Here is a 23,660-nt window from a genome sequence, read left to right as displayed (position 1 = left end):
TTCTGTGCGGAACCGTAGGTCGGAGGACGGCAGGTGAGGGTCTGGCTCGCCCACCGGGTTCGGCGAGCTCACAGTGGCGCGACCGCACCGGATTTTCACCGGTTTCCTCTCCTGCCGTCGCAAGTGCTGGTGATGCTACCTGGGCCCGCACGTAACCTGGGACCATGGTCGACTCCCGTTCCCGCCCCGATGCGTGCCCCGGCGCGCTGCAGGTCCACCAGGCCGCCGACGGTGCGCTCGCCCGGGTCCGCCTCCCCGGAGGTGTGCTGACCGCCACCCAGTTGCAGACGCTCGCGGAGTCGGCCCGCGACCTCGGGAACGGCGAGATCGAACTGACCTCCCGGGGCAACGCACAACTGCGGGCGGTCGGTGACCCACGGGAGTTCGCCCGGCGCCTCGCCGAGGTAGGCCTCCTGCCGTCGGAGACGCACGAGCGGGTGCGCAACATCCTCGTCTCCCCGCTGACCGGTCGGATCGGTGGTCTCGCGGATCTGCGGGATCTGGTCGACGACCTCGACCGGACGTTGTGCGCGAACTCCGTGCTGGCCGAACTGCCCGGCCGCACCCTGTTCACCCTCGACGACGGGCGCGGCGACGTTTCGGCGCTCGGCGGCGACTTCGGCGTCCATGCGGTCAGCCAGACGGAGGTGGCCCTGGTCCTCGCAGGCCGGGACAGCGGCGCCCGGATCGCGAGGACGGAGACGGTGTCCGTGCTGCTCGACGCCGCCCGCGTCTTCCTGGAACTGCGTGATCGGCACTGGCGGCTGGCCGAGATCGCCGACGGGGTCGACCGGACGCTGGCGGCGCTCGCACTCACCCCGACCGTGGAACCGGTGAGCGGCTTCGACGAGCACCGGCCACCCATCGGGTGGCTGGACCAACCGGACGGCGACGTGACGCTCGGCGGCGGTCTGGCGTTCGGGATCCTCGACGCCCGGCTGGCGGAGTTTCTCGCCGCGGTCGAGAAGCCGGTGATCGTCACGCCATGGAAATCGGTGCTGCTGTGCGACCTCGACGAGTGGTCCGCCGAGCAGGTGGTGCGCGTCCTCGCCCCGATGGGCCTGATCTTCGACGAGGATTCCCCCTGGCTGAACGTCAGTGCGTGTACCGGGCAGCCCGGTTGCGAGAAGGCGCTCGCCGATGTCCGCTCCGACGCACGGGACGCCGTCGCGAGCGGTGAACTCCCGGTGGCGGGGCGGCAGCACTGGTCGGGCTGCGACCGCTGCTGTGGGCGGCCCAAGGGTGCGGTCGCCGACGTCGTCGCCACCGAGACGGGTTACCGGGTGGAGGAGCCGTGAACGCGGTGCCTCTATCGTGAGCGGATGATCGAGTACATCCGAGACGGCGCGGAGATCTACCGCCAGTCCTTCGCCACGATCCGCGCCGAGGCGGATCTCAGTGCCTTTCCCGAGGACGTCTCGCAGGCCGTGGTCCGCATGATCCACGCGAGCGGTCAGGTCGATCTCGTGGACGACATCGCGTTCACCCCCGGTGCCGTGAAGGCTGCCCGCGCGGCGCTGGCGGGTGGCGCCCCGATCCTGTGCGACGCGCAGATGGTGGCCGCCGGCGTCACTCGCAAGCGGCTCCCGGCGGACAACGAGGTGCTCTGCACACTGCGTGATCCGCGGGTGCCGGTGCTGGCGGAACAGATCGGGAACACTCGCTCGGCGGCCGCGCTCGAATTGTGGGGCAGCAAACTGGAGGGGGCCGTCGTCGCGATCGGCAACGCCCCGACCGCCCTGTTCTACCTGCTCGACATGATCGAATCCGGCGCACCGCGACCTGCCGCGATCGTCGGCGGTCCCGTCGGTTTCATCGGCGCGGCGGAATCGAAGGAAGCGTTGATCGAGCACTCCAGTGGACTCGACTATCTGGTGGTCCGCGGCCGCCGCGGCGGCAGCGCCATCACGGCCGCGGCCCTGAACGCGATTGCGAGCGAGGTCGAATGAGCTCCGAACAGCGGGTGACCGGGAAACTGTGGGGCGTCGGCATCGGACCGGGTGACCCGGAACTGGTGACCGTCAAGGCTGCGAGGGTGATCGCCGAGGCCGACGTGGTGGCGTTCCACAGTGCCCGGCACGGCAAGAGCATCTCCCGCGCGGTCGCGGCGCCGTACCTGCGTGACGGCCAGGTCGAGGAGCACCTCGTCTATCCGGTCACCACCGAGACCGTCGACCACCCGGGCGGATACCAGGGGGCGATGGACGAGTTCTACGAGGAAGCATCGCGGCGGCTCGCCGCGCATCTCGAGGCCGGCCGTTCGGTGGCGCTGCTCGCGGCGGGTGACCCGCTGTTCTACAGCTCCTACATGCACATGCACAAGCGGCTGGCGCAGCGCTTCGAGGCGGAGGTGATTCCCGGGGTCACGTCGATCAGCGCCGCCTCGGCCGCACTGGCGATGCCGCTCGTCGAGGGCGAGGAAATCCTCACCGTCCTCCCCGGCACCCTTCCGCAGGGCGAACTGACCCGCCGGCTGCGGGAGACCGATGCCGCCGCGATCCTGAAACTCGGGCGTACCTACCCGGCCGTCCGGCAGGCGTTGAAGGACTCCGGGCGCATCGACGAGACCTGGTACGTCGAGCGGGCCAGCACGACCCGGCAGAAGATCGACGCCGCCGACGACGTCTCGGACGGCGACGTCCCCTATTTCTCGATCGCCATCGTGCCCAGTCCGTCGAACGCCCGGCGCGGCGACGCGCCGCCGCAGGGCGAACTCGTCGTCGTCGGGCTCGGCCCCGGCGATCAGGCCTGGACGACCCCGGAAGTGCAGCACGAACTGTCGCTGGCCACCGACCTCGTCGGCTACGGCCCGTACATCGACCGGGTCCCCGAACGTCCGGGCCAGCGGCGCCACTCCAGCGACAACCGGGTCGAGGCCGAACGCGCCGCGATGGCGCTCGACCTCGCGAAGAACGGGGCCCGCGTCGCCGTCGTGTCGTCCGGTGACCCGGGCGTGTTCGCTATGGCCGCCGCCGTGCTCGAAGTCGCGGCCGAAGAACAGTGGCGCGGCGTTCCGGTCCGGGTCCTGCCCGGGATGACGGCCGCGAACGCCGTCGCGAGCCGGGTCGGCGCCCCCCTCGGGCACGACTACGCCGTCCTGTCGCTGTCGGACCGGCTCAAGCCGTGGGACGTGGTGGCGCAGCGCATCTCGGCAGTGGCGAGCGCCGACATGGCCTTCGCCGTGTACAACCCCGCGTCGAAGTCGCGCACCTGGCAGGTCGCGGCGATGCGCGACCTCGTTCTCGAACACCGCTCCCCCGACACCCCGGTGATCATCGGCCGCGACGTGGCCGGCGCGCAGGAGTCGGTGCGGGTCGTACGGCTCGCCGACCTCGACCCGGCCGAGATCGACATGCGCTGCCTGCTCATCGTGGGTTCTTCCATGACGACCGTCGTCGAGAACGAGCACGGGCCGAGGGTGTTCACACCCCGTCGGTATCCCGGCTGAGGGCCTTCAGTCGAGTCGCCCGGAGCGGAGTTCGGTCACCGCGATCCGGGCGGCGTGCCCGATCGCGGCATCGACGACGGGCAGGACCGGATCCGCTCGGGCGGCCCGGGTGAACACCGCGACGGCGACGGGGACCTCACCGGGAAACGTCACGACGGCGACCTCGTTGCGGATGGCGCCGATGGTTCCGGTCTTGCCGGCCACGTCCACGTCGGAGTACGGGAACCCGGAGCGGATGCGGTGCTGCCACACCTGCGCAGACATCGCCTGCCGGACGAACGCGGCGTGCGGCCCGGGCACCGCCCTGCCCGTCCAGATCGCATCGAGCAACGTGGTCATGTCCCGCGGCGTGGTCGCGCTCGCATACGACGGGTCGTAGGCGGACACGGTCCACGCCTCGTCGTTGTCGGCGAGTGCGGCGAACGCTTCGGCGGTGGTGTGCGCGTGGGCGTCGATCACCAGACTGCTGTGCGCATCCGCGGTGCCGCCGATGACGCGGGTGCTCGTGAGTCCGAGATCGGACAGCACCCGCTCGACGCTCTCGAGTCCTACCCGCCCCAGAACCAGGTCCGCGGCCGCGTTGTCCGACACCGTCATCATCGACAGCGCGAGATCCCGCCAGCTCAGCACGACCGGGTCACGGAACGTCGACACCCCGGTGGGCCCCGGGGTGCAGTCGGCCGGAGTGACCCGGACGGTCGCGGTCGGCGACAGCTCCCCGGAATCGAAAGCGCGGCAGAGGGATACGAACAGCGGAAGTTTGTAGACCGACGCCAGCACCACCAGATCGTCCGCACCGACGGCGATGTCACCTGCGCCCTGGTCCGGGGTTCCGACGCGGCGGGCGTGCAACCATCCGATGCAGCCGGCGTCGGCGAAGACGTCGCGGATCCGCTTCTCCGCTGACGGCGTCATCGATCGGCCTTGAACAACACCCGGTCGAGGGCGGCGGCGGACACCGCGACGTCGGCGCCGGGTCGCCAGACGACACGCAGGCGCAGCGCGAGCTCGTCACGCAGCAGATCGACCCAGGCCACACCCGGCATCACCGTGGGGGCCGTCGCCGTCACGCCGAAATGCCCACCGGCGGAAACGTGGGTGAGGAGTTCCCGCGGCCCCGGCGCGACCACGATGTCGGGGTCCAGACCCCGGGCCCGCCACAGGTCGACGAACAGGTCGTGTGCCGGCGGATTGTCCGACCGCGGGCCGGTGGCCAGCGTCAGCCCGCGCAGCATCCGCACCTGCGCCTTCTTCGTGGTCGCCACCGGATGGTCGTCCGGCACCACCACCCACCGCCGGAGTTTCAGCACCGGTCCGCTGTCGAGACCGGTCAGCAGGGCGGGATGTTCGACCACAGCGACATCGAGACTGCCCGCCCGGACGGCGTCGACGAGTTCGGTGGTGGACGCCGTGGTCGTCACCACCCGGGTGTCGCGGGCCTCGTCCGCGTCTCGCAGCACACGAACACACCGCACCACGACCCCGTCGGCCACCGAGTGCGGGACACCCCAGCGCACCGGCGCATCTCGGCCACCCGCGATGCGCTGCGCCTCGTCCTCGAATCTCGCCGCGTCGGCGACGAGAAGCCGCGCACGCGGAAGCAATTGGCGTCCGGCGTCGGTGAGCCCGACACCGCGAGCACCACGCTGAACCAATTCGGTGCCGAGTCGCTGTTCGAGCCGCCGCACACCCTGCGACAGCGGTGGCTGGGTCATCCCGAGTCGCTGTGCCGCGTTACCGAAGTGCCCCTCTTCCGCCACGGCGACAAAGAAACTCAGGTGGCGGAGCAGATCCATGGCGATCATTCAACCAGTTCCGGCCGCCCTCGCCGGACGACGCGGCCAATTCCCGTGCATAAAACGGGGACCTGAACTGGGGTGATAGCGCACCCGACTCGCCGCGACGACGCATGCGTCTTTGCGCTATGAGCGGGGGCACCCGACATTGGGTTCATGCTCACACACCGAAACCACCCGAAACGCAGGCGCATCGGCCGTCGCGGCTTCTCCGCTCTGGCTCTGGCGTTGCCCGTGCTGGCCGGCGCGTGCACGGCCACGGCGGAACAAGCCCCTCCCACGACATCGGCGGCGACGGCACCCGATGTTCAGTCGCTCGACGCGAAGATCGACGCCCTGGAGGCGCGATACTCCACCCGGATCGGGGTGGCGGCCGTCAATACCGCGACCGGCGAGGTCTACAGCCACCGGGGCGAGGAGCGGTTCGCGATGTGCTCGACGTTCAAGGCGTACGCGTCCGCCGCGGTTCTGCGCAAGGTCGAGGACGGAACGATCTCACTCGACGACACGGTTGTCGTCGAACCCGGCGACCTCGTCGAGAACTCGCCGGTCACCGCCGCAGCGGTCGGGACCCCGATGACCCTGGGGCAGATCGCCGAAGCGGCACTCACGCAGAGCGACAACACCGCCGGAAACTACCTCCTCCGCGAGGTCGGCGGGCCGCAGGCGATCACCGCCCTCGCCCGCGACGTCGGCGACGAGAGCACCCGATTGGATCGGTGGGAAACCGAACTCAACACCGCATTCCGCGGCGACCCGCGCGACACGACGACACCGAACGGACTCGCACAGGGTGTGCGGGCGCTGCTCCTGAGAGACGTCCTCGATGCGGCGAGCCGCGATCAACTTCTCGACTGGATGCGGTCGAGCAAGACCTCGGACAAGCGCATGCGCGCCGGACTGCCGCCCGGATGGTCTGCCGCCGACAAGACCGGCGGCGGCGGTTTCGGCACCGCGAACGATGCCGGCGTCGTGTGGAGTCCGGAGGGCGACCCGATCGCGCTCACCATCCTCACCGACAGCCTCACCGATCAGGAGGACGCGCAGGGAAACAACCAGGCCATCGCCGACAGCACCGCCGCCGTCATCGACGGGTTGACCGCGCCGTGAGCCACCTGTGCGGGGCCGTCGCCAGCGCGACCGGCGCGTCGAACTGGATCCGATGCCCGGCGTCGTCGATGATCTCGAACGCCGCGCCCGGGATCAGGCGGGCCAATTCCTCGGCGTGGTCGACGGGGATCCAGGCGTCGTCCCTCCCCCACACGACCGTGACCGGAACGTCGATCGACGCGTGCCGGCCCTGGATCTCGTCGGTGTACCGCTCGTCGACCCCGGCGATCTGCGGTAGAACGCGGCCCGGCCCTCGTCCATCGACCGAGGAGATCGGCGAGCAGTTCACCCTGCACACCCCGAACCTGTCCCATGCCACCGATCGGCCACGCCATTCGAAGGGCTGCGAAAGCTCCATCCCGGCGTGTGCGCGCGGGGACCGACATCGTCACGGCAGATCCGGAAACCTGGTGGGGCGGCGCGGCCGATTCGTCCGGGCGCCCTACATCAACTCGCGTCCCGTGGCCTGCAACTCCAGATAATCGCGGACCAGCAGGTGCGACCCCGGTGTGGAGGCTGCGGTCCACGGACTGTGCTGGGGAAACACGGGCGCCATCGATTCGGGAAACTCCTCACGACACCTGATGACCGCACGCAGTTGCGGCGTCAGCGAGTTCCACCACGCGTCCAGTGCGCTCCTGCACCGGGCGAGGTACTCCGAGACCGGACCCTGGAGCATCGCCATCTGCGGCAACGAATCGGCTCCCGCCGTGATGCTGGCGACACACGCCTGCCCGCACACGGTCATGACCTGCCCGATGAACTGCGGCGGCATGATGCCCTCCGGGTTGCCGAGGAGGGCGAGGCGCGCGCCATCGGAGAGGGCCTCGTACGCCTTCTCCGGGTCGACTGCCGTGTCACCCACGAGTCGAACTTACCCGGCCGTCAGCATCTGCTCCGGGGAACCGCGTTATCCCCTCGGTGCGACCTGCACGTATCGGCGAATCAGCTCCGGACCGCCCGGCTGCTCCTCGTCGTGGTGTTCGTCGGCCGGCTGACCGGCGATCGCGCGCGGTGAATCGACGAGGCGGATACCCCACCGGCGCTCACCGGGGTCGCGGCGACCAGCGTGCTCGACACCCGGTCCAGGTTCCATTCCCCATTCCCTCGTCGCCGTAACGGAATCCGAGGGAGCCGTGCGGCACCACCGCCTCGCCCGTTGCACCGTCCACCAGCACCGGTTTGAATGCGGCGTTCTCGCTCGACTCACCGAGATCGGCGGCGGTGACGTTCTTTCCGGGCACGAGGCGGCCGCCGCGTTCCTCGAGCGGGACGAGGAACAGCAGGTCCGTGAACTGCCGGACGTCGACGAAGAATTCCGACAGGATCACGTGCCCCATCGCCATCGCCATCGCGTCGTTTGTACCGGCGGTGCAGGGCATCCACTCGTCGGCGAACTTCGTGTTGTCGGTGCAGTCGGGGCTGACCGACAGAACGTTCGTGCCGCGGTACCGCACCTCGGCCATCCAGTACGCGTCGGGGGTCCGGGTGACCGGCACGTTGGAACCCCACATCATCAGGTACGACGCGTCCCACCAGTCCCCCGGACTTCGGGACGTCGGTCTGGTCGCCGAGGACCTGCGGCGAGGCGACCGGCAGATCGGCGTACCAGTCGTAGAACGAGGGCATGACACCACCGAGAAGTTCGATGAACCGTGACCCGGCTGCGAACGAGACCATCGACATCGCAGGAATCGGCGAAAATCCGGCGACGCGGTCGGGCCCGTACGTCTTGATCGTGTGCACGTGGGCCGCGGCGATCATCTCGGTGGCCTCGGCCCACGACACCCGCACGAGCCCGCCCTTGCCGCGGGCCTGCTGGTATTTCCTGCGCCGTGCCGGGTCGGCCTGGATGTCGGCCCACGCGTCCACCGGATCGCCGAGCCGAACCCTTGCGCCCACCCCTCCCGGGTGACGGTGCGCCCGTCGTCCGAGAACACGACCGGCGTGAAGAACCGCCCTCCCCTGAGCAGAGCCCCCTCCGGCGGACCACCGGCATCCGCATCCACCACGTTCTCCTCCAGATCGAGCGAACCGACGTCAGCCGGGCGAAACCTGAGGGATCACACCCATGGAACCGCGCCTGTCGGGCGCTCGTGGCGATTCGCACGAAACCTACGTCCGCACGCGAGGGTCCGGGTAGTTCAGTCGGTGATGCCGCACCGGACCCAGTACTGGCCCCGCCAGATCACGTTGTACAGATTCCACGGTGCAACGTCGTAGGTGTCCCACGGCTGACCGACGTGGGCAGTCCATTCCGGAATCCGGCCACAGCAGATCCGGTGGCCGAACGCGGCGAAGAGGGCATTGCAGAGTGCAGCACGCATCAGGTTTCTCCTGACTCGGGGCGGCCCCGGACCGGGGCTAGCCTTGGTGCTTGCTGCGCATACGGCCACAGTACCGGGTCCGCGCCGGGACCGGGCGGGTGCTCTAGCCGGATGCGGACGTATTCAGTGCCACCGCGGCGTGAAGGAGCGCCGTCAACGCCTGTTCGTCGATCTCGTCGCCCTCGTGGAAGTCGATGGCACGCCTGGTGTTGCCTTCGAGGCTGGAGTTGAAGAGGCCGGAGGGGTCGTCCAACGAAGCACCCTTGGCGAAGGTGATCTTGACCGCCTTCTTGTACGTCTCACCGGTGCAGATCATTCCGTCGTGATACCACACAGGCACCCCTCGCCACTTCCACTCCTCGACCACGTCGGGGTCGACCTGCTTGACAAGAGCGCGGATCCGAGCGAGCATCTCGCCGCGCCAGTCGCCCAGCTCGGCGATTCTCGCGTCGATCAGCCGAGAGGGTGAGTCTTCTCCGTTGCCGTCGTCAGATCCGCTGTGCCTCTTCGCCATTGTCGCCAGTCACTCTCGTCGTGGTTGTCGTCACTTTCCGTCCCCGAGTATCCTCGACGGTCGCCGCGAGTGCAGTACACATCGCACCTTTTCCTTGACCTCGAGTGCACTCGAGTTTTTAGCATCGAACGCATGACAACGACCGCCGCGTCACCGGCCGGCTGGTCCGAACTGCTCGGACCCCGATACCGCTCCACCTCCGTCGTCCTCGCCGGCGGCGTCGCACTGCACGCAGTCAACATCTTTCTGACGACGACCCTGCTGCCCACCGCGATCGGCGAGCTCGGTAACGAGTCGCTGTACGCATGGAGTGCGACCGTCTTCATGGTGGCGTCCGTCATCTCGTCTATGACGGTCAGCCGCCTGCTCGCCCGTCGTGGGGCACTGGGTGCGTATCTCTTCGCGCTGGCACCGTTCGTCACCGGCACGATGATCTGCGCCGTGAGCCCGACCATGGAAGTCCTCCTCGTCGGACGTGCCATCCAGGGTCTCGGGGGCGGTCTGCTCGCGGGGCTGAGCTACGCGGTACTGCGCGAGGCGCTGCCGGAACACGTGTGGGCACGCGCTACCGCCCTGGTCTCGGCCATGTGGGGTGTCGGAACTCTCGCCGGTCCGGCGATCGGCGGATTGTTCGCGCAACTCGGCCAGTGGCGCCTCGCGTTCGTGGCGCTTGCCGGGGTCGCCGCCGCCATCGCAGTGATTGCGCCGCGGGCCTTGCCGCGCACCGAACATGGACGCGGTGGGGAGCCGGTCCCGGCCGTGTCACTCGCACTGCTCACCCTCGCCACGATCGCGATCAGCGTCGCAGGCATCCTCGGCAACCGCACCCGGATGCTGATCCTGATCGCACTCGGGGTCGTGTTCGTCGGTCTCTTCGTCGCGTGGGACCGTCGCTCACCGCACCGAGTGCTGCCGAAGTCGACCTACACCACGGCGTCGTCGCTGAAGTGGATCTACCTCGCCATCGCGGTACTGGCGTCCGGCACGGTCTCGGAGGCCTTCACACCCCTGTTCGGTCAACGGCTCGCCGGACTGGCACCGTTCGCTGCGGGATTCCTCGGCGCCATGATGTCGGTCGGGTGGTCCGTGACCATGGTCTTCAGTTCCGCCATCTCCCGGCCCCGGGCGCAGAAGGCAGCTACGGTCGCCGGACCGGTCGTCCTCGCTGCCGGGCTGCTCGTGTCGGCAGGCCTCTGGCGCGACGACGCCGGCCTCGGCACCGTGATCCTATGTGCCGGTGTGCTCGTCGCCGCCGGTGCCGGGATCGGACTCGCCTTCCCCCACCTCATGGTCGCCGCCATGCGAAGCAGCGACGACGCACAGGAGGGCGCCAAGGCTGCAGCCGGGCTCAACACCGTCGAACTGATCGCCATGGCCGTCGGGTCCGCGATCGCCGGCGTGCTGGTCAACCTCGGCGCGCCCTCGCCGCTGACGTCGGCGCGACTGCTCTTCCTCGGTCTCGGCGTCATCGCCGCGGTCGGCGTCTACCCGGCGTGTCGCGCGACGCGGCACGCCATCTCTAGGTCGTCGGACTCCCCTACGGCCGTGGAGTGAAGTGTTCCGCACGTCGCAGGATGTCGTGGGCACGCGCCAGCTGCGGGAGGTGACCGCCGTGAGTGACACGGGCACCATCCGCACCGAGCCGTTCGATCGTCGCCTCCGCCCAGGAGATGTCGTGCGTGTCGGGGGCCAGCGCTGTATTGATCACCGGCACCTGCTCCCCTGCGAGGGTCAGCTTTCCGGTCATTCCCATCTCGCGGGCCAAACGGGTGTCGTCACGCACCACCGCGGCCTCGGGCGACAACGTGGGCCCGTCGACCGGAGGTCCGATCTGCGCCGCCCGGCTCGCGTTGACGAGACGGGATCGGGCATACGCCAGAGCCATCGGGCTTCGCCCCGCCCCGATGTCACGGCAGTAGTCGCCGATCCCGAACGCGAGCCGGACGACGGAGCGGGTGCGAGCGATGTCGTCGACAACCACGATCGCTGCCGCGGATTCGACGAGCGCGACGATCGGGACGCCGGGCATCTCGCCGGCGGTGTCGCGCACCTGCTCGGGAGTTTCGGTTTTCGAGAGCATCAGCCCCTGCAGCCCCGGCAGACCGCGGATCGCGTCGAGGTCGCGCCGCCAATGGGCGGTGGTGGCGTCGCCTATCCGCACCCAGCCCGTGTGCCGCTCGAGCCAGGCCGCGGCGCAGGCACGGCCCTTCTCCTTCGCCGCGAACGGTAACCCGTCTTCGAGGTCGATGATCAGGGCGTCCGCACCGGATGCCGCCGCCGCGGCGATGGTCTCGCTGCCGATCGCGGGAACCAGAAGCCAACTCCGCGCCATCGCGATGTCGGCCTTCCCGGTCCGGACTGTCTCGACACTCATGCTGTTCTTCCCTCGGCCATACCGAGGAGTCTGCGCATCACCGAGCGAAGACACACTCGACGAAGCGGAGTGCACCGGGGCCGTCCGGTCGCCGCTTCGGCAGGGGCAGCGAACCGGACTCTCTCGTCAGAAGTCGAGGCCCCAGGACACCGGGTTGAACACCACCCGGTACCAGACGTTGGTTGCGGCGTCGAAGGTGCACGGCACGATCACCACGCCCGAGGTCTGCTCGAGCGCCGAAGCCTTTCCACAGAAGTACTGCGCGCCCTCGCCGGACGACTCGGCGCGGTAGACCGGTCCGACGTGCCACGGTTCGGCACTCGCCGCGCCGGCTCCCAGGGTTGCGCCCAGGACAAGGGGCGCGGACAGGATTCCGACGAGTGCTGCGGTACGTCGAGCGGACTTCTTCTGCACGAGGGCTCCTTGGTTGGCGAGGACACGACGGGTCTGTGCGGTTAGTTCGCGCACGAAACGCCGAGCGTTACCGTCCCGCTGCAACTCTCTGCTCGAACACCTGGCTCGACCCGTTCTGCTCGGCAAGCGCGCGGGCGCCGTCCAGGGCCGCCTGGGCGGCCGCCTTCACAGTCGCGGCGTCCTCGGCGGTGGCGGGCGCTTCAGCGGGCGCTTCGGCGGGCGCCGGAGCCTGCACTGGCACGGAGGTCTCGGGATCGGGAGCCTCGACCGGGGCCGGTGACTCGCGGCCGGGGGTCTGGACCTTCGGCGTCTCGACCTCGGGTGTCTCGATGGCCGGGGCGGGCTTCTCGATCGGCGGAGCGGGCTTCTCGATCGCCGGTGCAGGCGCCGGGGTCGGCTTCGGCGCCTCGACGACGGGCGGTGTGCCGCCCTTCTTCAGATACTGGCCGCAGACGGGCCACGCGCCGGGGCCCTGAGTTTTCAGGACGTTCTCGGCGACCCGGATCTGCTCGGCCTCACTGGCTTCCGAGGGGTCGCCCTTTCCGCCGTTCGCCTTCCAGGTTTCCGGCGTGAACTGAAGGCCGCCGTAGAAGCCGTTTCCGGTGTCTGTGGTCCAATCGCCCCCGCTTTCGCATTCCGCGACTGCGTCCCAGTCGTGCGGCGCGGCGGACGCACTTCCGGCGGCCAGTCCCAGGAGGGCGGCAGCGACCGCGCCGATCAGGGCGATCCAACCGAGGGTGCGTTGTCTAACAGTGCGAGTGATCATGCTGGCTCAATCCTCTCCGCGCCTGCGGACGGGGCGTGCCTGCGACAACGTGTCGCTGCGGCCCGGCGTCACCTTGCGGTGCCTCGTCCCGCGCCTCGAAGGTGTCGGGATTCCGAACCCGCGTGCGCAGATTTGCAGCGGCGGGCCCCCGAACGTGGCCTCCTCCCGAAATTCACACGGCATGAACAAGGTACGGATGTCCGACTATTGAGATGCGGGAGTGAAAATTGTTCAGTTCTGAGGTTTCGATATCATTCCGACGTCATGTCGTCACACTTTTGTGACGCATATACACGCGGCGCGAATGCTGTAGCGGCCCATCCGGTCACGCTCCGCCGTCAGGTCTCGGTCTTGATACGGCACCGAGAGACGGTCCCGCGCGCGATCGGCCGACCGGATGACATCGATGAACTATCGGGGCCCCGGTTTCGTCATAAGGGTTATGACCGAACGATTATCCGGTCCGGCTCCGGACTCCGACGGGATGTGGTCGACAGCGCTGGCCCGGGGACTCATCCGCGAGGATGCGCTGCGCTCGACGAGCTACTCGGACACCGGCTACATCGACCTACTCGAGCCGCATCCTCGGTCGCGGCCGACCGTCGCGCAGCGGGCGATGGCCAACAGAACCGTCGCCGCCGTCTACGAACGACTGTGGCGGCCCATCGCCGTCGCGGCGCTGAGCCTGCACGGGCTGTCCGTGGCCGAGGAGCGCGAACGGGCAGCCGACGCCCTGCATCTCGACGGCGGGCAACGCGTCCTCGACGTGGCGTGCGGGCCGGGGAACTTCACCAGCTTCTTCGCCGACCGGCTCGTCGGCGACGGATTCGTCATCGGCGTGGACAACTCGCCGGCGATGCTCGAGCGCGCAGTTCACGACAACGCGCGTGCCCGGGCGGTCTACCTCCGTGCCGACGCGGCCGGCCTTCCGTTCGACGACCGGACGTTCGATGCTGTGTGCTGTTTCGCGGCGCTCTACCTGGTGGCGGAGCCGTGTGCCGTGCTCCGCGAGATGGTGCGTGTGTTGGCACCCGGTGGCCGGATCGCGGTGATGACCAGCTACGGTCGCGAATCCCTTCTCGTGCGAAAGGGACTCGAGCTGGGCGCGACGTTGTGTGGGGTACGGGTCTTCGACCGCACGACCGTCCCGGCATTCCTTACCACCGCCGGACTCGTCGACGTCGAGCAACAACTGCGCGGCATCTCGCAGTTCGTCAGCGCCCGCCGACGGGGGTGATCGGCGGATCGACCGGGGAGGATGCTCGAGCTCGAGCGGCGCGGTTCGAACTGTCCGTCGCGCAGTAGAACTCCGATCCGGGGAGCGGAAGGAGGGCGGGACCGGCGGGGCACAGTGTAGTGGTCTCGGGCGGCAGGCGCCATCTTCCGAACACCGCTGCGCGTGCGTAACATCTACATCATCTCGGTGGAATCCCTGTGGAGGCCGACGTGGGTGGACTTGGTATCGATCTCGGCACTGCCAACACTGTCGTCGGAACCCCCGATGACGGGATCGTCTTGAACGAGCCGTCTTTCATGCTCGTTCGAACGAAAGATCCGCATCGCGCCCTCGCGATAGGCACGGAAGCGCGAAGTCTCGTCGGCCGCACTCCGATCGGAATCGCACCGGTACGACCGATGCGTGACGGGGTCATCGTGGACCTCGAGTCGGCGCGCGCCTTCGTCACCGCCGTCATCAAACGGGTATCCCCGTCGAGGCGATACGGTCTGCGGCCGAAGGGGGTCATCTCCGTTCCCGCGGGCGCCACCCCACTCGAACGTCGCGCACTGCTCGAGGTCGGACACGAGGCCGGTTTGCGGAAAGTGGGATTGGTGCCGGAACCGGTCGCGGGGGCTCTCGGCTGCGGGATCAATCCGCTCGAACCGCGCGCCCACCTCGTCGTCGACATCGGCGGCGGCACTTCCGAAATCACGGCGATCTGCTTCGGTGGCATTCTGTCCCACCGCAGTTGCCGGCTCGCGGGGGATGAACTGACCAACGCGCTGTACCAGTATCTGCGGGCGGAGCACAAGATCGTCGTCGGCGAACTCACCGCCGAGCGGGCCAAGCTGGGCGCACCCGACACCGCTGAAGGGCAGTCGCTCGTCGTGGAGGGTCGCGACGCGGTCACCGGCCGGGCCCGACTGGTCACGCTCGAAACAGAGGAGATCGTCGAGGCGTTGCGGCCGACGACAACTGGGATCGTGCACACACTGATCGAGGTCCTCGAGGACCTCCCGCCCCAGGCGATCGGCGACGTGATGTCGGAAGGGCTGCTCGTCATCGGTGGTGGTGCGTTGCTGCGCGGTCTGTCGCAGCTGCTCGAAGAGTCTTTCGGGTTTCCGGTCAAGACGGCGGAGCGCCCGCTCACGTGCGTCGCCGAGGGCGCGACGGCATGTCTCACGCACCCTGAGGTCGTTGCCGCGTACAGCAGCTGATCACGGATTCGGCGGCGGGGCGGGTGGCCGCGGGTAGTAGTGTTCGAGAATCTTCTTGACCACCGGTCCGGCAGTCGCGGAACCGGACCCGCCGCCGCGAACCAGCACCGACACCACGATTTCGGGTGCGTCGAACGGCGCCACGGCGGAGAACCAGGCGTTGAGTCCCTCCCCCGGCGCCGACGGATCCTCCGCCGTGCCGGTCTTCGCGCCGGCAGGCACCGGGAGATCCGCGAGTTGTCCGGCGGTACCGGCCGCAGCGGATGCCCGCATCCCCGCCCGCACGGGGCCGAGCTGGTCTGCGAACGGTAGCCGCTCCGGTGCCGCTGTCGGGATGGGAATCTGCGCCGACCCGTATGCGGCGGCGAGCTGGGGCGTCACCATGGCACCCGTGGCGACGCCGGTCGTCCAGCGCGCGACCTGTATCGGCGTGGCGCTCACGGTGCCCTGCCCGATACCCATCAGCAGCGTCGATCCGGGATACCAGGTGGCCCCGATGCTCCCGACGTTCTCGGGGGTACCGATGAATCCTTCGGCCTCGCCGGGGAGGTCGATCCCGGAACGCCGGCCTGCGCCGAGTTGCCCCGCGACGTCCGCCATCTTCTCCGGCCCCAGGAGTTCACCGAGCTTGTAGAAGTAGACATTGTCGGACCACTGGATCGCCTGGAGCAGATTGTGCGGACCCATCGGTTGCCAGTTCCGGAAGGTGTGGCCACCGTAGGTGTAGGAGGCGCCGGTCTCGATCACCGCGTCCGGCGACAGCACCGGATACTGAGTATTCGCCGCCGCGACGACGATCTTGAAGGTCGAGCCGGGCGGGACCGCGGTCTGGATGGCATTGTTCACCAACGGGCTCGGCCCCGGAGTCTGGCTCTGCGCGGCGAGCGCGACGACGTCGGCCGGAGGACCGTACACGTTGTTGTCGGCTCCCGGGACACTGGCGAGGGCCAGCACGGCCCCGGTCCGGGCGTCCATCACGACGGCGGCACCGAGGTCCCCCTTGCTGGTGCGCATCGCCTCGACGAGCGCGTCGGTGGCCAGGTTCTGCACCCCGATGTCGAGGTGCAGGCGCAGATCGTGGCCCCGTACCGGATCCACCCGTTCACCCGTCGCCACCGGATTTCCGGACGGATCGACGTAGATGCATTGTTTGCCGTCGGTGCCGCGGAGCAGGGCGTCGTACTGTTTCTCGAGTCCCGCCTTGCCGACCCGTGATCCGAGCGCGAGATGCGGCCAGAGTTGCATGTCGTCGGCGTCGGCGACCCCGACGTGTCCGAGGACGGAGGCGAGCACCGCACCATACGGATACTGTCGGCGGCCGGAGGGAACGACCAGGACGCCGGGAAGTCGCGCGTCCACGATGCGCCGGGCCTGGTCGGGCGCGACCCTGCCCACCACCACCTGCGTTTCCCCGTCGCCACCGGCGGCGATCAGGTCCGCCAACTCCTCCGGAGTCGTGGGAAGCAGCGCGGCGAGCCGATTGCGGGTGTCGTCGTCGTTCTCGTCGAACATCCGCGCGACCACCGCCACGGCGTACTCGTCGACATTCACCGCGAGGGGAACACCGTTGCGGTCGAGGATCAGTCCACGCTCGGCAGGCAGGCGGATGCACCGCATCATCTGCTGGTCGCTCATCGCCCGGAATTCGGCGCCTCGGTCGTGTTGCAACTGCCAGGCGAACATCGACATCGCAACCAGCGCCGCGGTCATCGTCATCGTGCCCGCCGATATACCGCGCGGGCGCCGGCGTCGTCGGGGATCCGGCGCCCACAGCGGCCGCGCGACACCGTCCCGGCGCACCGCGAGCACCAGTCCGATGGCGGCGAATCCCACGATCGCGGCCGTACCTCCGTAGCTGAAGAGGGGAATCGGCATCCCCGTGTGAGGTAGCAGCGACAGACTCTGACCGATAGACACCAACGCGTGGATCCCGAACAGCCCGCCGATTCCGGCCGCGACGAGTGCGGCCTCCCGGGTCCGCGCCGTTCGCGCGGCGAGTGCAGCCCGCCACACGATGACCGAGGTCGCCACTACGACGGCGAGGCCCGCGATCAGACCCCACCCGTACACGAGACTGGCGAACGCGAGATCGTGCTCGGATTCGGGAAGAAATTCCGCCCGCACGTCGTACAGCGGATCACGCGCCAGTCCCCACAGGCCGCCGCTGCCGATCGCGATGTTCGCTTGCAGCGCGGCCCATCCCGCCCCTGCGGGGTCGGCGGTGCTCGACAGGAACACGTGCACCCGTTCGAGTTGGTAGGGGCGGAGAAAGAGCACTGCCAGCGGAAGCGACGCGATGCCCAGCACGAACAGCGGAACCAGAGGCAGCAGCGGAACCCGGGCAAGGATGAGCATGAACCCCACCGTTGCCACGAGCACGACCGCGGTCGAGAGGTCGGGTTGGAGTGCGACGAGTGCGATCGGCAGGGCCGCGATCGCCAAGGTCGCGAGGAATCGGGCCAGGGTGAACCCACCCGCGAGCATGCTTGCGGGCACGAGAACCAGAGCGAGCTTGGCCAGTTCGGACGGCTGGACGGTGAACGCACCGAAGTCCAGCCAGCGTTGGGCGCCCTTGGTCGCGACTCCCGCGAGGGGCACGACCGCCAGCAACACGGTTGCCGCCGCGAACACCGCCCAGCCGAAGGCGCGGAGATCACCCATCCGGAGGCGGGACACCAGGAACATGATGCCGAGACCGACCGCGGCGAAAAGCGCGTGCCGGACAGCATGACCCATCATCCCCGTCGAAGTGAGATTCAGGAGGCCGAGCAGTACGAGGACGATCGCTGCCCCGACGATCCACGGGTCCGATTGGCGCTTGCCGTCGTGCATCCCTCCCCCCGGCGCCTAACAGTGTGCGTTCTCGGCGGGAATCAGCAGGGGCTCGGACGCGGCCGTTGCCGGGGCGCTGGTGATCGCCGCGACGGCGTGCGCGGCACCGGGGGGCAGATCCGTCCGGACGATTCCGTACACCTGTTGCTCGCCGGACGAAACGGGCAACGACACTTCGTCGCTCGTGCGCACCTCGCCGGAGCATCGGTCGTAGATGTTCAACCGCCACGTCACCGTGCCGACGGTGGCCGCGGGATCGAGGTGCACGTCGACACGGACGTCGCACGCCTGTCCGGACACGCACTGGCCGGAGGCAAGGGTCGCGGTGACCAGAGTGATCGGCCCGGCGCTGCTGGGGGCTGCGACGTCGACGGGTCTGGGCACCGGCACGCCGCTCCCCGGGGCAGGCTCCACCGGGGCATCCGCCGGTTCCGGTGGGGGCGATACCGGGCGAATCTGGTTCTGCTCCGACGAATTCACCGGATCGAGGACGGCGTCCCAGCCCCGGCGCAGTTCGGACCACAACCGCGGGGCCAGCAACAGAGTCCCGATGAGAACCAGGAACGCGATCAGCCCCAGCACGCCGTTGCGTCGCGACGGCCGTCGGCTTCGGCGATGCCACGGGTTCCGCACCGGTGGGAACCAGCCGTGCGGCGCGAGTGTCGTTCCGGTTATCACGGGCGGCGGCGGGGACGGGACCGCCGGTGGCTCCGCCGCCGCCTGACCGTCCGGTCGCGGTCGTCCCGTCGTCGCGGCGACGAGATCGGCGAGTTGATGCCGTCTTCTGCGCTCCTCGCCGGCATCGACCTGTGGCGCGATCGCCCCGCCCACCGCATGCACGAGACCATCGAGATCCGTTGAATCCGAGATCGATTCGTCCAGTCGATCGGCGAGCGCCGAACCCCGGCAGTTCGCTGCGATGTCGCGCAGGAGACGTGTCACCGCCTCGTTCATGGGGTCCCGCGACGCCACCGGGCCGGTGCACTCGATCGTGAGGTATCCGGTATCGGACACCCTCACGTCGTCGTCTCGGAGACGGACCGGGTAGCGGCCGTGACCGCGTGCGATCTGATCGAGCACATCCGCGACGAGCAGGACGGTTTGCGCCGGTGTCAACCTCGCCACCGCAAGCAATCTCCGGAGCGAGACTCCACCACCACCTGCGTCATCGTGTTGTGCGGCGGGCGGATCGGATCGGCCGTCAGCGGGCTCGATTCGCCTCGAGAGGAGCCCGGTCACTGCTTCGATCATCGCGCACCCCGAAACGCTATGCCCCCCGTACGGGTTGGACCGGGGCGGGGGGCGGCGGACCTTGAGCTGGGCTCCCTCGTTGTCGAAATCCACTACAAAACCGCGTTACTCCATTTAACTCCGATCCGCGTGCTCGGAACATGCCCTTTACTCATCCGAGATGCGGGCGCACATCGCTCGGCGCCGATCGCCCCCGGCAAACCAAAGAAACCTTCCGGTTGGACTTTTTCTGTGGGATACCAACGTCGACGTCGACGCCATCTATCACCCAAACGATCACGATCGGATCACTCCGATCGTCGCCCTCGATTACGACGTCGAACCAGCAGTGCGCCGCCGGCTGCTGCAGACGCCGGCCGGGCGAGGGTGGCGCGATCCCAGCCCGGTGTTCGACGGAGTGGACGGACTGACGTCCGCGGTCCTGACGTTGCACTCGGGACGTCCGCGATCCGCGCATCGTTGCCTGCCGCCACGCTGAACTCGGTGAGGCACCGGCTCGTCATTCCTGGGCACGTCTTCGGCACGGGGCACCGCCGCGCTACCGACCGCACGTCGTTCGGATGGAGGGAGGCCCGGGCGCTGAAGTGGCTCCTGCGGAAGGTCCGTGCCGACGCCGACCGCTAGCGGAGACGCCCGACCCCCCACTCACGGCGTGTTGATGTACTCCTGGATAGCCTGCTGCGCCTTGGGATTTCCCTGACCGATTCCGACGATCGCGCCGGTGATCGCGCCGATCGGCGTGCCGATGATGCAGCCCGCGAGGCTGCCGGGGAACATCGAGACACACCCGACACCCAGGCCTATGAGCGCTCCGATCGCAGTCCCGGCCGCTCCCCCGTTGGCCCAGCCGACACCGAGTTCGTTGAGCATGTTCTCGAGGGCCTGCTGCTTGTCGACGTCGTGTCTTCCGGGGATCTCGAAGGCCGGCGTTCCCGGGGCCGGAAGTACAGGATCGGCGTGGGCAGTGCCCGCGCCGAGTGTCACCGCCGCGGCGACGACCGCCGACATAGCCGATTTCTTGATCAAGTTCATCGCGATCCCACCCTGCTGACGAAGGAAAAACCGGTTCCGACTGTAACGCGCGGCTGCATCACCGGTGGCGAAACCGCGGCATCGGAAGACTACCGCGGCAAGCGCTCACCAGCACGGGGAAACTGTCACGTCACCCGGCGAATGAAAAGCCGCTTCGCCCAGAGGTAGCCGACCACCGCGATCCCGGCGCTCCAGCCGACGGCAAGCGCGGCGCTGTTGCCGATGGGCGTTCCGAGCAGCAGTCCGCGGATCGTCTCGATGACGGGGCTGAACGGCTGGTACTCGGCGAACCAGCGCAGTCCGGCCGGCATCGAATCGGTCGGGACGAACCCGCTGCCGAGGAATGGAAGCAGTATGAGCACCATCGGAAGGTTGCTCGCCGTTTCGACGCTCTTCGACACCAATCCGAACGCGACCGACAGCCACGTGAGCGCGAAGGTGAACAGTGCGAGCACCGCGAAGGCGGCGAGCCACTCTCCGACGTCGGCGGTGGGGCGGAATCCGATGAGGACGGCGACACCGACGACCACGACGAGGCTGATCAATGTCTGGATCATGCTGCCGACGACGTGCCCGGTCAGGACCGACACACGGGCGATGGCCATGGTGCGGAACCGGGCGATGATGCCCTCCGTCATGTCCGTGGCAACGGAGATCGCGGTTCCCTGCGCGGCGCTCGCGATGGTCATCAGGATGATTCCGGGTGCGACGTAGTCGATGTATGCGCCGCGCCCCCCGGCGGGGTCGCCGAGTCCTGCGCCCAGCGTGCCGCCGAAGACGTAGACGAACAGTAGCAGGAGGACGATAGGCATCCCGACGAGCAGCACTGTCATGGACGGATATCGGATCATGTGCCGGACGTTGCGTCGCAGCATGGTCGCCGAATCGCTCAGCGCATAACCCATGGTCGTCATCGCAGGCTCTCTTTCCGGGGTTCGGTGCGCTCGGTGAGCGCGAGGAAGACGTCGTCGAGATCTGGCGTGTGGACGGAGAGGTTCTCGACCTGGATCGCGGCGTAGTCGAGCCGATCGAGGACCGATCGCAACGACTGCACGCTGCCGTCGCTGGGGACCTGGAGAGTGAGCGATTCGTCGTTCCGGGTCACGTCGCCGAGAACTCGGGATGCGGCGGCGAGTTCCTCCGTCCCGGCCAGTTGCAGTGAGATGTGACCACCCGGAACGAGTCGCTTGAGTTGTTCGGGAGTGCCCTCCGCGACCAGCTTGCCGCCGTCGAGCACCGCGATGCGGTCGGCGAGCTGGTCGGCTTCTTCCAGATACTGCGTGGTGAGGAAGATCGTGACGCCGTCGGCGACGAGTTTCCGGATGATCTGCCACATGGTGCGCCGGCTTCGCGGATCGAGACCCGTCGTCGGCTCGTCGAGGAAGATGATCCGTGGCTCACCGACGAGCGTCATCGCGAGGTCGAGCCGTCGGCGCATGCCGCCGGAGTAGCTTCCGGCAGGCTTCGCGGCCGCCTCGACGAGATCGAACTGCGCGAGCAGCTCTGTGGCCCGCTTGCGACCGGCACTGCGTCCCAGATGGTGCAGATCCGCCATCAGGATCAGGTTCTCGCGGCCTGTGAGGAGGCTGTCCACCGCGGAGAACTGGCCGGTGACACCGATCGTGGCACGCACCGCATCGGACTCGCGGATGAGGTCGTGCCCGCCGATTCGCACGTCACCGCCGTCGGGCTCGATGAGGGTGGACAGAATCTGGACGGTGGTGGTCTTGCCTGCGCCATTGGGTCCGAGGAGGGAGAAGATCGTTCCCTCGGCGATGTCGAGGTCGACACCGTCGAGCACGAGCCTGTCGCCGTAGGACTTTCGCAACCCCGTGGCCGTAATCGCTGATCGGGTGGTGATCGATGCTGTCATCACTCTGCCTTTCGACTGGTCGACTGCTGGACGTCGGCGCGGTGAATCACGATGTCGCCGAAGCTGGTACGGGCCCGCACGTCGACCCTTTCGTCGGTCGATTCGGGGCTGCCGACGGAGTTCATGCGGTTGTGAACCTTCCCGAAGGAAGTGTGTGCGTCGAGCCGGGCGGCGGTGCCGGGGCGGATGCCGATCTCGATTCGGCCGCACGCGGTCTCGAGCGAAGCGGCGCCCTGCACCACCTGTCCGATCCGGATGTCGCCGTTCGCGGTCGCAGCGGCCAGGTCGGCGCGGGCGTCGTCGACGGAGATGTCTCCGTTCGCCGTCTTCACTCGAAGGCTGCCGGCCACCGCGCCGATCCAGTCGTCGCCGTTCGAGTTCTTGACCACCGCACTGCCGTCGATCCCGCCGAGGCGGATCTTCCCCGACCCGGTGCTCACGTCCGCGTTCCCCGAGACGTGTTCCACCACGACGCCGCCGGCGCCCGTGTGCACGTCGAGTGGACCGGTCTGGCCGAGCTGGATGTCGCCTGCCGACGTCTTCACACGGCAGGCTCCGACCCGGCCGACGACGCGGAGCGTCGAGACCGACGCGTCGCACTCGAGCTGGGAGCCGGTCGGCAGCGCGATGGTCACGTCGACCGAACCGGTCTTGCCGAACAGTCCGAGACCCCGCTGCTTCGGCGTCTTGACCAGTAATCTGCCGGCGTCGTATTCGATGCGGGTCTGCTCGGCCGCCCGGACGTCCGGTTCGCGAGAGTCGTCGCTGGGGCGCACGTCGACGACGGTGTCGTCCCGGTCGCTCGCGGTGATCCGGGCGTCACCGACCACGAGTTCGATCGTGGCCGATATCGGCGCCGGGGTGCTGAAAGTGGGCATGGTGAACCTCCGGAAGGTGGTGGTGGAGAACGTGTGGGAGAAGCGGTTGGGCTAGCGCACCCAGCCGGTGAAGTCGTCGCTGCCCTGGGGCGCGCGCCGTTCGGAACGACGGCTCGCGCCGCCCGGTTCCAACGCCGAGGCAGCAGACCGCACCAGCCATGCGTTCACGGACAGCCCGGCGTCCCGGGCGGCCTCTTCGACGCGATCCTTGAGGTCTTGCGGGAGACGGAGATTGATTCGGGTCATCGCACCGTCGTCCGGTTCGGGCGACCGGATCGGAGCGACGTCAGCGGCCGCCGGTGCCTCGTCGCGCGAGGGCTCGATGGGGGCGACGGTGACGACGAAGCTGGGTTCACGACCTCGGAGACGGAGGTCGACCGAACCTGGGGCCAGGTCACGGGTGATTTCGTTCGCCGCGGCAGACAGCGCGTCCAGGAGCGCGAGCCGAACGCCGGATTCCAATGGTGCGGTGAGCCTCTCGGCCAGGGCGCGGCTTTCCTCTCCCCCGGCCTCGGCGGCTACCGCAAGCTCGCGGCGGAGGGAATCGACATACGGTGTGAGATCCATGATGCCATCATGGCACCAACATGGCACCACTGCAAGACCTTG

At 68.6% G+C, this 23,660-nt stretch carries 23 protein-coding genes, 1 pseudogene and 1 riboswitch; of the genes and pseudogenes, 7 read left to right on the top strand and 17 right to left on the bottom strand.

Going from position 1 to position 23,660, the window contains the following annotated elements:
• Positions 1 to 14: 14 nt before the first annotated feature.
• A riboswitch (cobalamin riboswitch) is annotated at positions 15 to 158 on the bottom strand.
• 6 nt (positions 159 to 164) lie between these two features.
• Genes cobG through H0B43_RS33745 form a run of 3 tightly spaced genes read left to right on the top strand, consistent with a single transcriptional unit; the run spans position 165 to position 3,448 of the window.
• On the top strand, positions 165 to 1,298 hold the full coding sequence (gene cobG / locus H0B43_RS33755) for a precorrin-3B synthase (protein ID WP_185723983.1): 1,134 nt from the start codon (positions 165 to 167) through the stop codon (positions 1,296 to 1,298).
• Positions 1,299 to 1,322: 24 nt separating this feature from the next.
• A complete protein-coding gene (locus tag H0B43_RS33750) occupies positions 1,323 to 1,949 on the top strand; it encodes a precorrin-8X methylmutase (protein WP_185723984.1) in 627 nt (208 codons plus the stop codon).
• Positions 1,946 to 3,448: a precorrin-2 C(20)-methyltransferase gene (locus H0B43_RS33745; RefSeq protein ID WP_185723985.1), complete on the top strand. Its 1,503-nt coding sequence runs from the start codon at positions 1,946 to 1,948 to the stop codon at positions 3,446 to 3,448. Before H0B43_RS33750 ends, H0B43_RS33745 begins: the two co-directional genes overlap by 4 nt.
• 6 nt (positions 3,449 to 3,454) lie before the next feature.
• Here the strand turns inward: H0B43_RS33745 and H0B43_RS33740 are convergent, their stop codons facing one another.
• Both H0B43_RS33740 and H0B43_RS33735 read right to left on the bottom strand, forming a co-directional pair.
• A complete protein-coding gene (locus tag H0B43_RS33740; RefSeq protein ID WP_185723986.1) occupies positions 3,455 to 4,363 on the bottom strand; it encodes a serine hydrolase in 909 nt (302 codons plus the stop codon).
• Positions 4,360 to 5,253, bottom strand: coding sequence for a LysR family transcriptional regulator (locus H0B43_RS33735; RefSeq protein ID WP_185723987.1), 894 nt, complete (start codon positions 5,251 to 5,253; stop codon positions 4,360 to 4,362). Before H0B43_RS33735 ends, H0B43_RS33740 begins: the two co-directional genes overlap by 4 nt.
• 147 nt (positions 5,254 to 5,400) lie before the next feature.
• Between H0B43_RS33735 and bla the strand changes: the two genes are divergently transcribed.
• On the top strand, positions 5,401 to 6,354 hold the full coding sequence (gene bla, locus H0B43_RS33730; RefSeq protein WP_185723988.1) for a class A beta-lactamase: 954 nt from the start codon (positions 5,401 to 5,403) through the stop codon (positions 6,352 to 6,354).
• Here the strand turns inward: bla and H0B43_RS33725 are convergent.
• From H0B43_RS33725 to H0B43_RS33705, 5 genes and pseudogenes are all read right to left on the bottom strand, one after another.
• A complete protein-coding gene (locus H0B43_RS33725; protein ID WP_312033624.1) occupies positions 6,329 to 6,643 on the bottom strand; it encodes an alpha/beta fold hydrolase in 315 nt (104 codons plus the stop codon). The two genes, bla and H0B43_RS33725, sit on opposite strands and share 26 nt — an antisense overlap.
• A gap of 153 nt (positions 6,644 to 6,796) precedes the next feature.
• Complete coding sequence (locus tag H0B43_RS33720; RefSeq protein ID WP_185723990.1) at positions 6,797 to 7,219, bottom strand: hypothetical protein; 423 nt, start codon at positions 7,217 to 7,219, stop codon at positions 6,797 to 6,799.
• A gap of 218 nt (positions 7,220 to 7,437) precedes the next feature.
• Positions 7,438 to 8,250: pseudogene (locus tag H0B43_RS33715) on the bottom strand (molybdopterin-dependent oxidoreductase); the annotation flags it as partial.
• A 248-nt stretch (positions 8,251 to 8,498) separates the two neighbouring features.
• The gene (locus H0B43_RS33710) at positions 8,499 to 8,681 is read right to left on the bottom strand and encodes a hypothetical protein (protein WP_185723991.1); all 183 of its coding nucleotides are present in this window, start codon (positions 8,679 to 8,681) and stop codon (positions 8,499 to 8,501) included.
• Between the two features lie 103 nt (positions 8,682 to 8,784).
• Entirely contained in the window at positions 8,785 to 9,195 is a 411-nt protein-coding gene (locus H0B43_RS33705) for a DUF1801 domain-containing protein (protein WP_185723992.1), read from the bottom strand.
• A 132-nt stretch (positions 9,196 to 9,327) separates the two neighbouring features.
• Between H0B43_RS33705 and H0B43_RS33700 the strand changes: the two genes are divergently transcribed.
• On the top strand, positions 9,328 to 10,749 hold the full coding sequence (locus H0B43_RS33700) for an MFS transporter (protein WP_185723993.1): 1,422 nt from the start codon (positions 9,328 to 9,330) through the stop codon (positions 10,747 to 10,749).
• On the opposite strand, the gene H0B43_RS33695 is transcribed toward H0B43_RS33700, so the two are convergent.
• The 3 genes from H0B43_RS33695 to H0B43_RS33685 all read right to left on the bottom strand — a co-directional run bounded on the left by H0B43_RS33695 (position 10,733) and on the right by H0B43_RS33685 (position 12,749).
• Entirely contained in the window at positions 10,733 to 11,569 is an 837-nt protein-coding gene (locus H0B43_RS33695; protein WP_185723994.1) for a CoA ester lyase, read from the bottom strand. The two genes, H0B43_RS33700 and H0B43_RS33695, sit on opposite strands and share 17 nt — an antisense overlap.
• Positions 11,570 to 11,695: 126 nt before the next feature.
• Entirely contained in the window at positions 11,696 to 11,983 is a 288-nt protein-coding gene (locus tag H0B43_RS33690; protein ID WP_185723995.1) for a hypothetical protein, read from the bottom strand.
• A gap of 67 nt (positions 11,984 to 12,050) precedes the next feature.
• Positions 12,051 to 12,749 (bottom strand): transglycosylase family protein, encoded by a 699-nt coding sequence (locus H0B43_RS33685; RefSeq protein ID WP_185723996.1) that lies wholly within the window; start codon positions 12,747 to 12,749, stop codon positions 12,051 to 12,053.
• A 442-nt stretch (positions 12,750 to 13,191) separates the two neighbouring features.
• Here H0B43_RS33685 and H0B43_RS33680 point away from each other — a divergent pair, with 442 nt between their 5' ends.
• Entirely contained in the window at positions 13,192 to 13,986 is a 795-nt protein-coding gene (locus H0B43_RS33680; protein WP_252189663.1) for a class I SAM-dependent methyltransferase, read from the top strand.
• 209 nt (positions 13,987 to 14,195) lie between these two features.
• A complete protein-coding gene (locus H0B43_RS33675; RefSeq protein WP_185723997.1) occupies positions 14,196 to 15,185 on the top strand; it encodes a rod shape-determining protein in 990 nt (329 codons plus the stop codon).
• On the opposite strand, the gene H0B43_RS33670 is transcribed toward H0B43_RS33675, so the two are convergent.
• From H0B43_RS33670 to H0B43_RS33640, 7 genes are all read right to left on the bottom strand, one after another.
• Complete coding sequence (locus H0B43_RS33670; protein ID WP_185723998.1) at positions 15,186 to 18,017, bottom strand: FtsW/RodA/SpoVE family cell cycle protein; 2,832 nt, start codon at positions 18,015 to 18,017, stop codon at positions 15,186 to 15,188.
• A 15-nt stretch (positions 18,018 to 18,032) separates the two neighbouring features.
• The gene (locus H0B43_RS33665; protein WP_185723999.1) at positions 18,033 to 19,268 is read right to left on the bottom strand and encodes a hypothetical protein; all 1,236 of its coding nucleotides are present in this window, start codon (positions 19,266 to 19,268) and stop codon (positions 18,033 to 18,035) included.
• 645 nt (positions 19,269 to 19,913) lie between these two features.
• Complete coding sequence (locus H0B43_RS33660; protein ID WP_185724000.1) at positions 19,914 to 20,300, bottom strand: hypothetical protein; 387 nt, start codon at positions 20,298 to 20,300, stop codon at positions 19,914 to 19,916.
• A 125-nt stretch (positions 20,301 to 20,425) separates the two neighbouring features.
• A complete protein-coding gene (locus H0B43_RS33655) occupies positions 20,426 to 21,214 on the bottom strand; it encodes an ABC transporter permease (RefSeq protein WP_185724001.1) in 789 nt (262 codons plus the stop codon).
• The gene (locus H0B43_RS33650; RefSeq protein WP_185724002.1) at positions 21,211 to 22,173 is read right to left on the bottom strand and encodes an ATP-binding cassette domain-containing protein; all 963 of its coding nucleotides are present in this window, start codon (positions 22,171 to 22,173) and stop codon (positions 21,211 to 21,213) included. The genes H0B43_RS33655 and H0B43_RS33650 overlap by 4 nt, the downstream gene beginning before the upstream one ends.
• Positions 22,173 to 23,051: a DUF4097 family beta strand repeat-containing protein gene (locus tag H0B43_RS33645; protein ID WP_185724003.1), complete on the bottom strand. Its 879-nt coding sequence runs from the start codon at positions 23,049 to 23,051 to the stop codon at positions 22,173 to 22,175. The genes H0B43_RS33650 and H0B43_RS33645 overlap by 1 nt, the downstream gene beginning before the upstream one ends.
• A gap of 51 nt (positions 23,052 to 23,102) precedes the next feature.
• Positions 23,103 to 23,618 carry a toxin-antitoxin system HicB family antitoxin gene (locus H0B43_RS33640; protein ID WP_185724004.1) on the bottom strand — a complete coding sequence of 172 codons (516 nt, stop codon included), beginning with the start codon at positions 23,616 to 23,618 and terminating at the stop codon, positions 23,103 to 23,105.
• Between the last annotated feature and the right edge of the window lie 42 nt (positions 23,619 to 23,660).

Source organism: Rhodococcus sp. 4CII, assembly GCF_014256275.1.
Lineage (GTDB): Bacteria > Actinomycetota > Actinomycetes > Mycobacteriales > Mycobacteriaceae > Rhodococcus_F > Rhodococcus_F wratislaviensis_A.
This window is presented reverse-complemented; position numbering and strand designations above follow the sequence as displayed.

Excerpts from the sequence above, each read along its gene's own strand:
- H0B43_RS33710 (WP_185723991.1), bottom strand. The coding sequence starts at position 8,681 with ATGCGTGCTGCACTCTGCAATGCCCTCTTCGCCGCGTTCGGCCACCGG.
- H0B43_RS33665 (WP_185723999.1), bottom strand. The coding sequence starts at position 19,268 with ATGATCGAAGCAGTGACCGGGCTCCTCTCGAGGCGAATCGAGCCCGCT.
- H0B43_RS33650 (WP_185724002.1), bottom strand. The coding sequence starts at position 22,173 with ATGACAGCATCGATCACCACCCGATCAGCGATTACGGCCACGGGGTTG.
- H0B43_RS33680 (WP_252189663.1), top strand. The coding sequence starts at position 13,192 with ATGACCGAACGATTATCCGGTCCGGCTCCGGACTCCGACGGGATGTGG.
- H0B43_RS33750 (WP_185723984.1), top strand. The coding sequence starts at position 1,323 with ATGATCGAGTACATCCGAGACGGCGCGGAGATCTACCGCCAGTCCTTC.
- H0B43_RS33670 (WP_185723998.1), bottom strand. The coding sequence starts at position 18,017 with ATGCACGACGGCAAGCGCCAATCGGACCCGTGGATCGTCGGGGCAGCG.
- H0B43_RS33695 (WP_185723994.1), bottom strand. The coding sequence starts at position 11,569 with ATGAGTGTCGAGACAGTCCGGACCGGGAAGGCCGACATCGCGATGGCG.
- H0B43_RS33705 (WP_185723992.1), bottom strand. The coding sequence starts at position 9,195 with ATGGCGAAGAGGCACAGCGGATCTGACGACGGCAACGGAGAAGACTCA.
- bla (WP_185723988.1), top strand. The coding sequence starts at position 5,401 with ATGCTCACACACCGAAACCACCCGAAACGCAGGCGCATCGGCCGTCGC.
- H0B43_RS33645 (WP_185724003.1), bottom strand. The coding sequence starts at position 23,051 with ATGCCCACTTTCAGCACCCCGGCGCCGATATCGGCCACGATCGAACTC.
- H0B43_RS33745 (WP_185723985.1), top strand. The coding sequence starts at position 1,946 with ATGAGCTCCGAACAGCGGGTGACCGGGAAACTGTGGGGCGTCGGCATC.
- H0B43_RS33735 (WP_185723987.1), bottom strand. The coding sequence starts at position 5,253 with ATGATCGCCATGGATCTGCTCCGCCACCTGAGTTTCTTTGTCGCCGTG.
- H0B43_RS33700 (WP_185723993.1), top strand. The coding sequence starts at position 9,328 with ATGACAACGACCGCCGCGTCACCGGCCGGCTGGTCCGAACTGCTCGGA.
- H0B43_RS33685 (WP_185723996.1), bottom strand. The coding sequence starts at position 12,749 with ATGATCACTCGCACTGTTAGACAACGCACCCTCGGTTGGATCGCCCTG.
- H0B43_RS33660 (WP_185724000.1), bottom strand. The coding sequence starts at position 20,300 with ATGAACTTGATCAAGAAATCGGCTATGTCGGCGGTCGTCGCCGCGGCG.
- H0B43_RS33740 (WP_185723986.1), bottom strand. The coding sequence starts at position 4,363 with ATGACGCCGTCAGCGGAGAAGCGGATCCGCGACGTCTTCGCCGACGCC.
- H0B43_RS33640 (WP_185724004.1), bottom strand. The coding sequence starts at position 23,618 with ATGGATCTCACACCGTATGTCGATTCCCTCCGCCGCGAGCTTGCGGTA.
- H0B43_RS33655 (WP_185724001.1), bottom strand. The coding sequence starts at position 21,214 with ATGACGACCATGGGTTATGCGCTGAGCGATTCGGCGACCATGCTGCGA.
- cobG (WP_185723983.1), top strand. The coding sequence starts at position 165 with ATGGTCGACTCCCGTTCCCGCCCCGATGCGTGCCCCGGCGCGCTGCAG.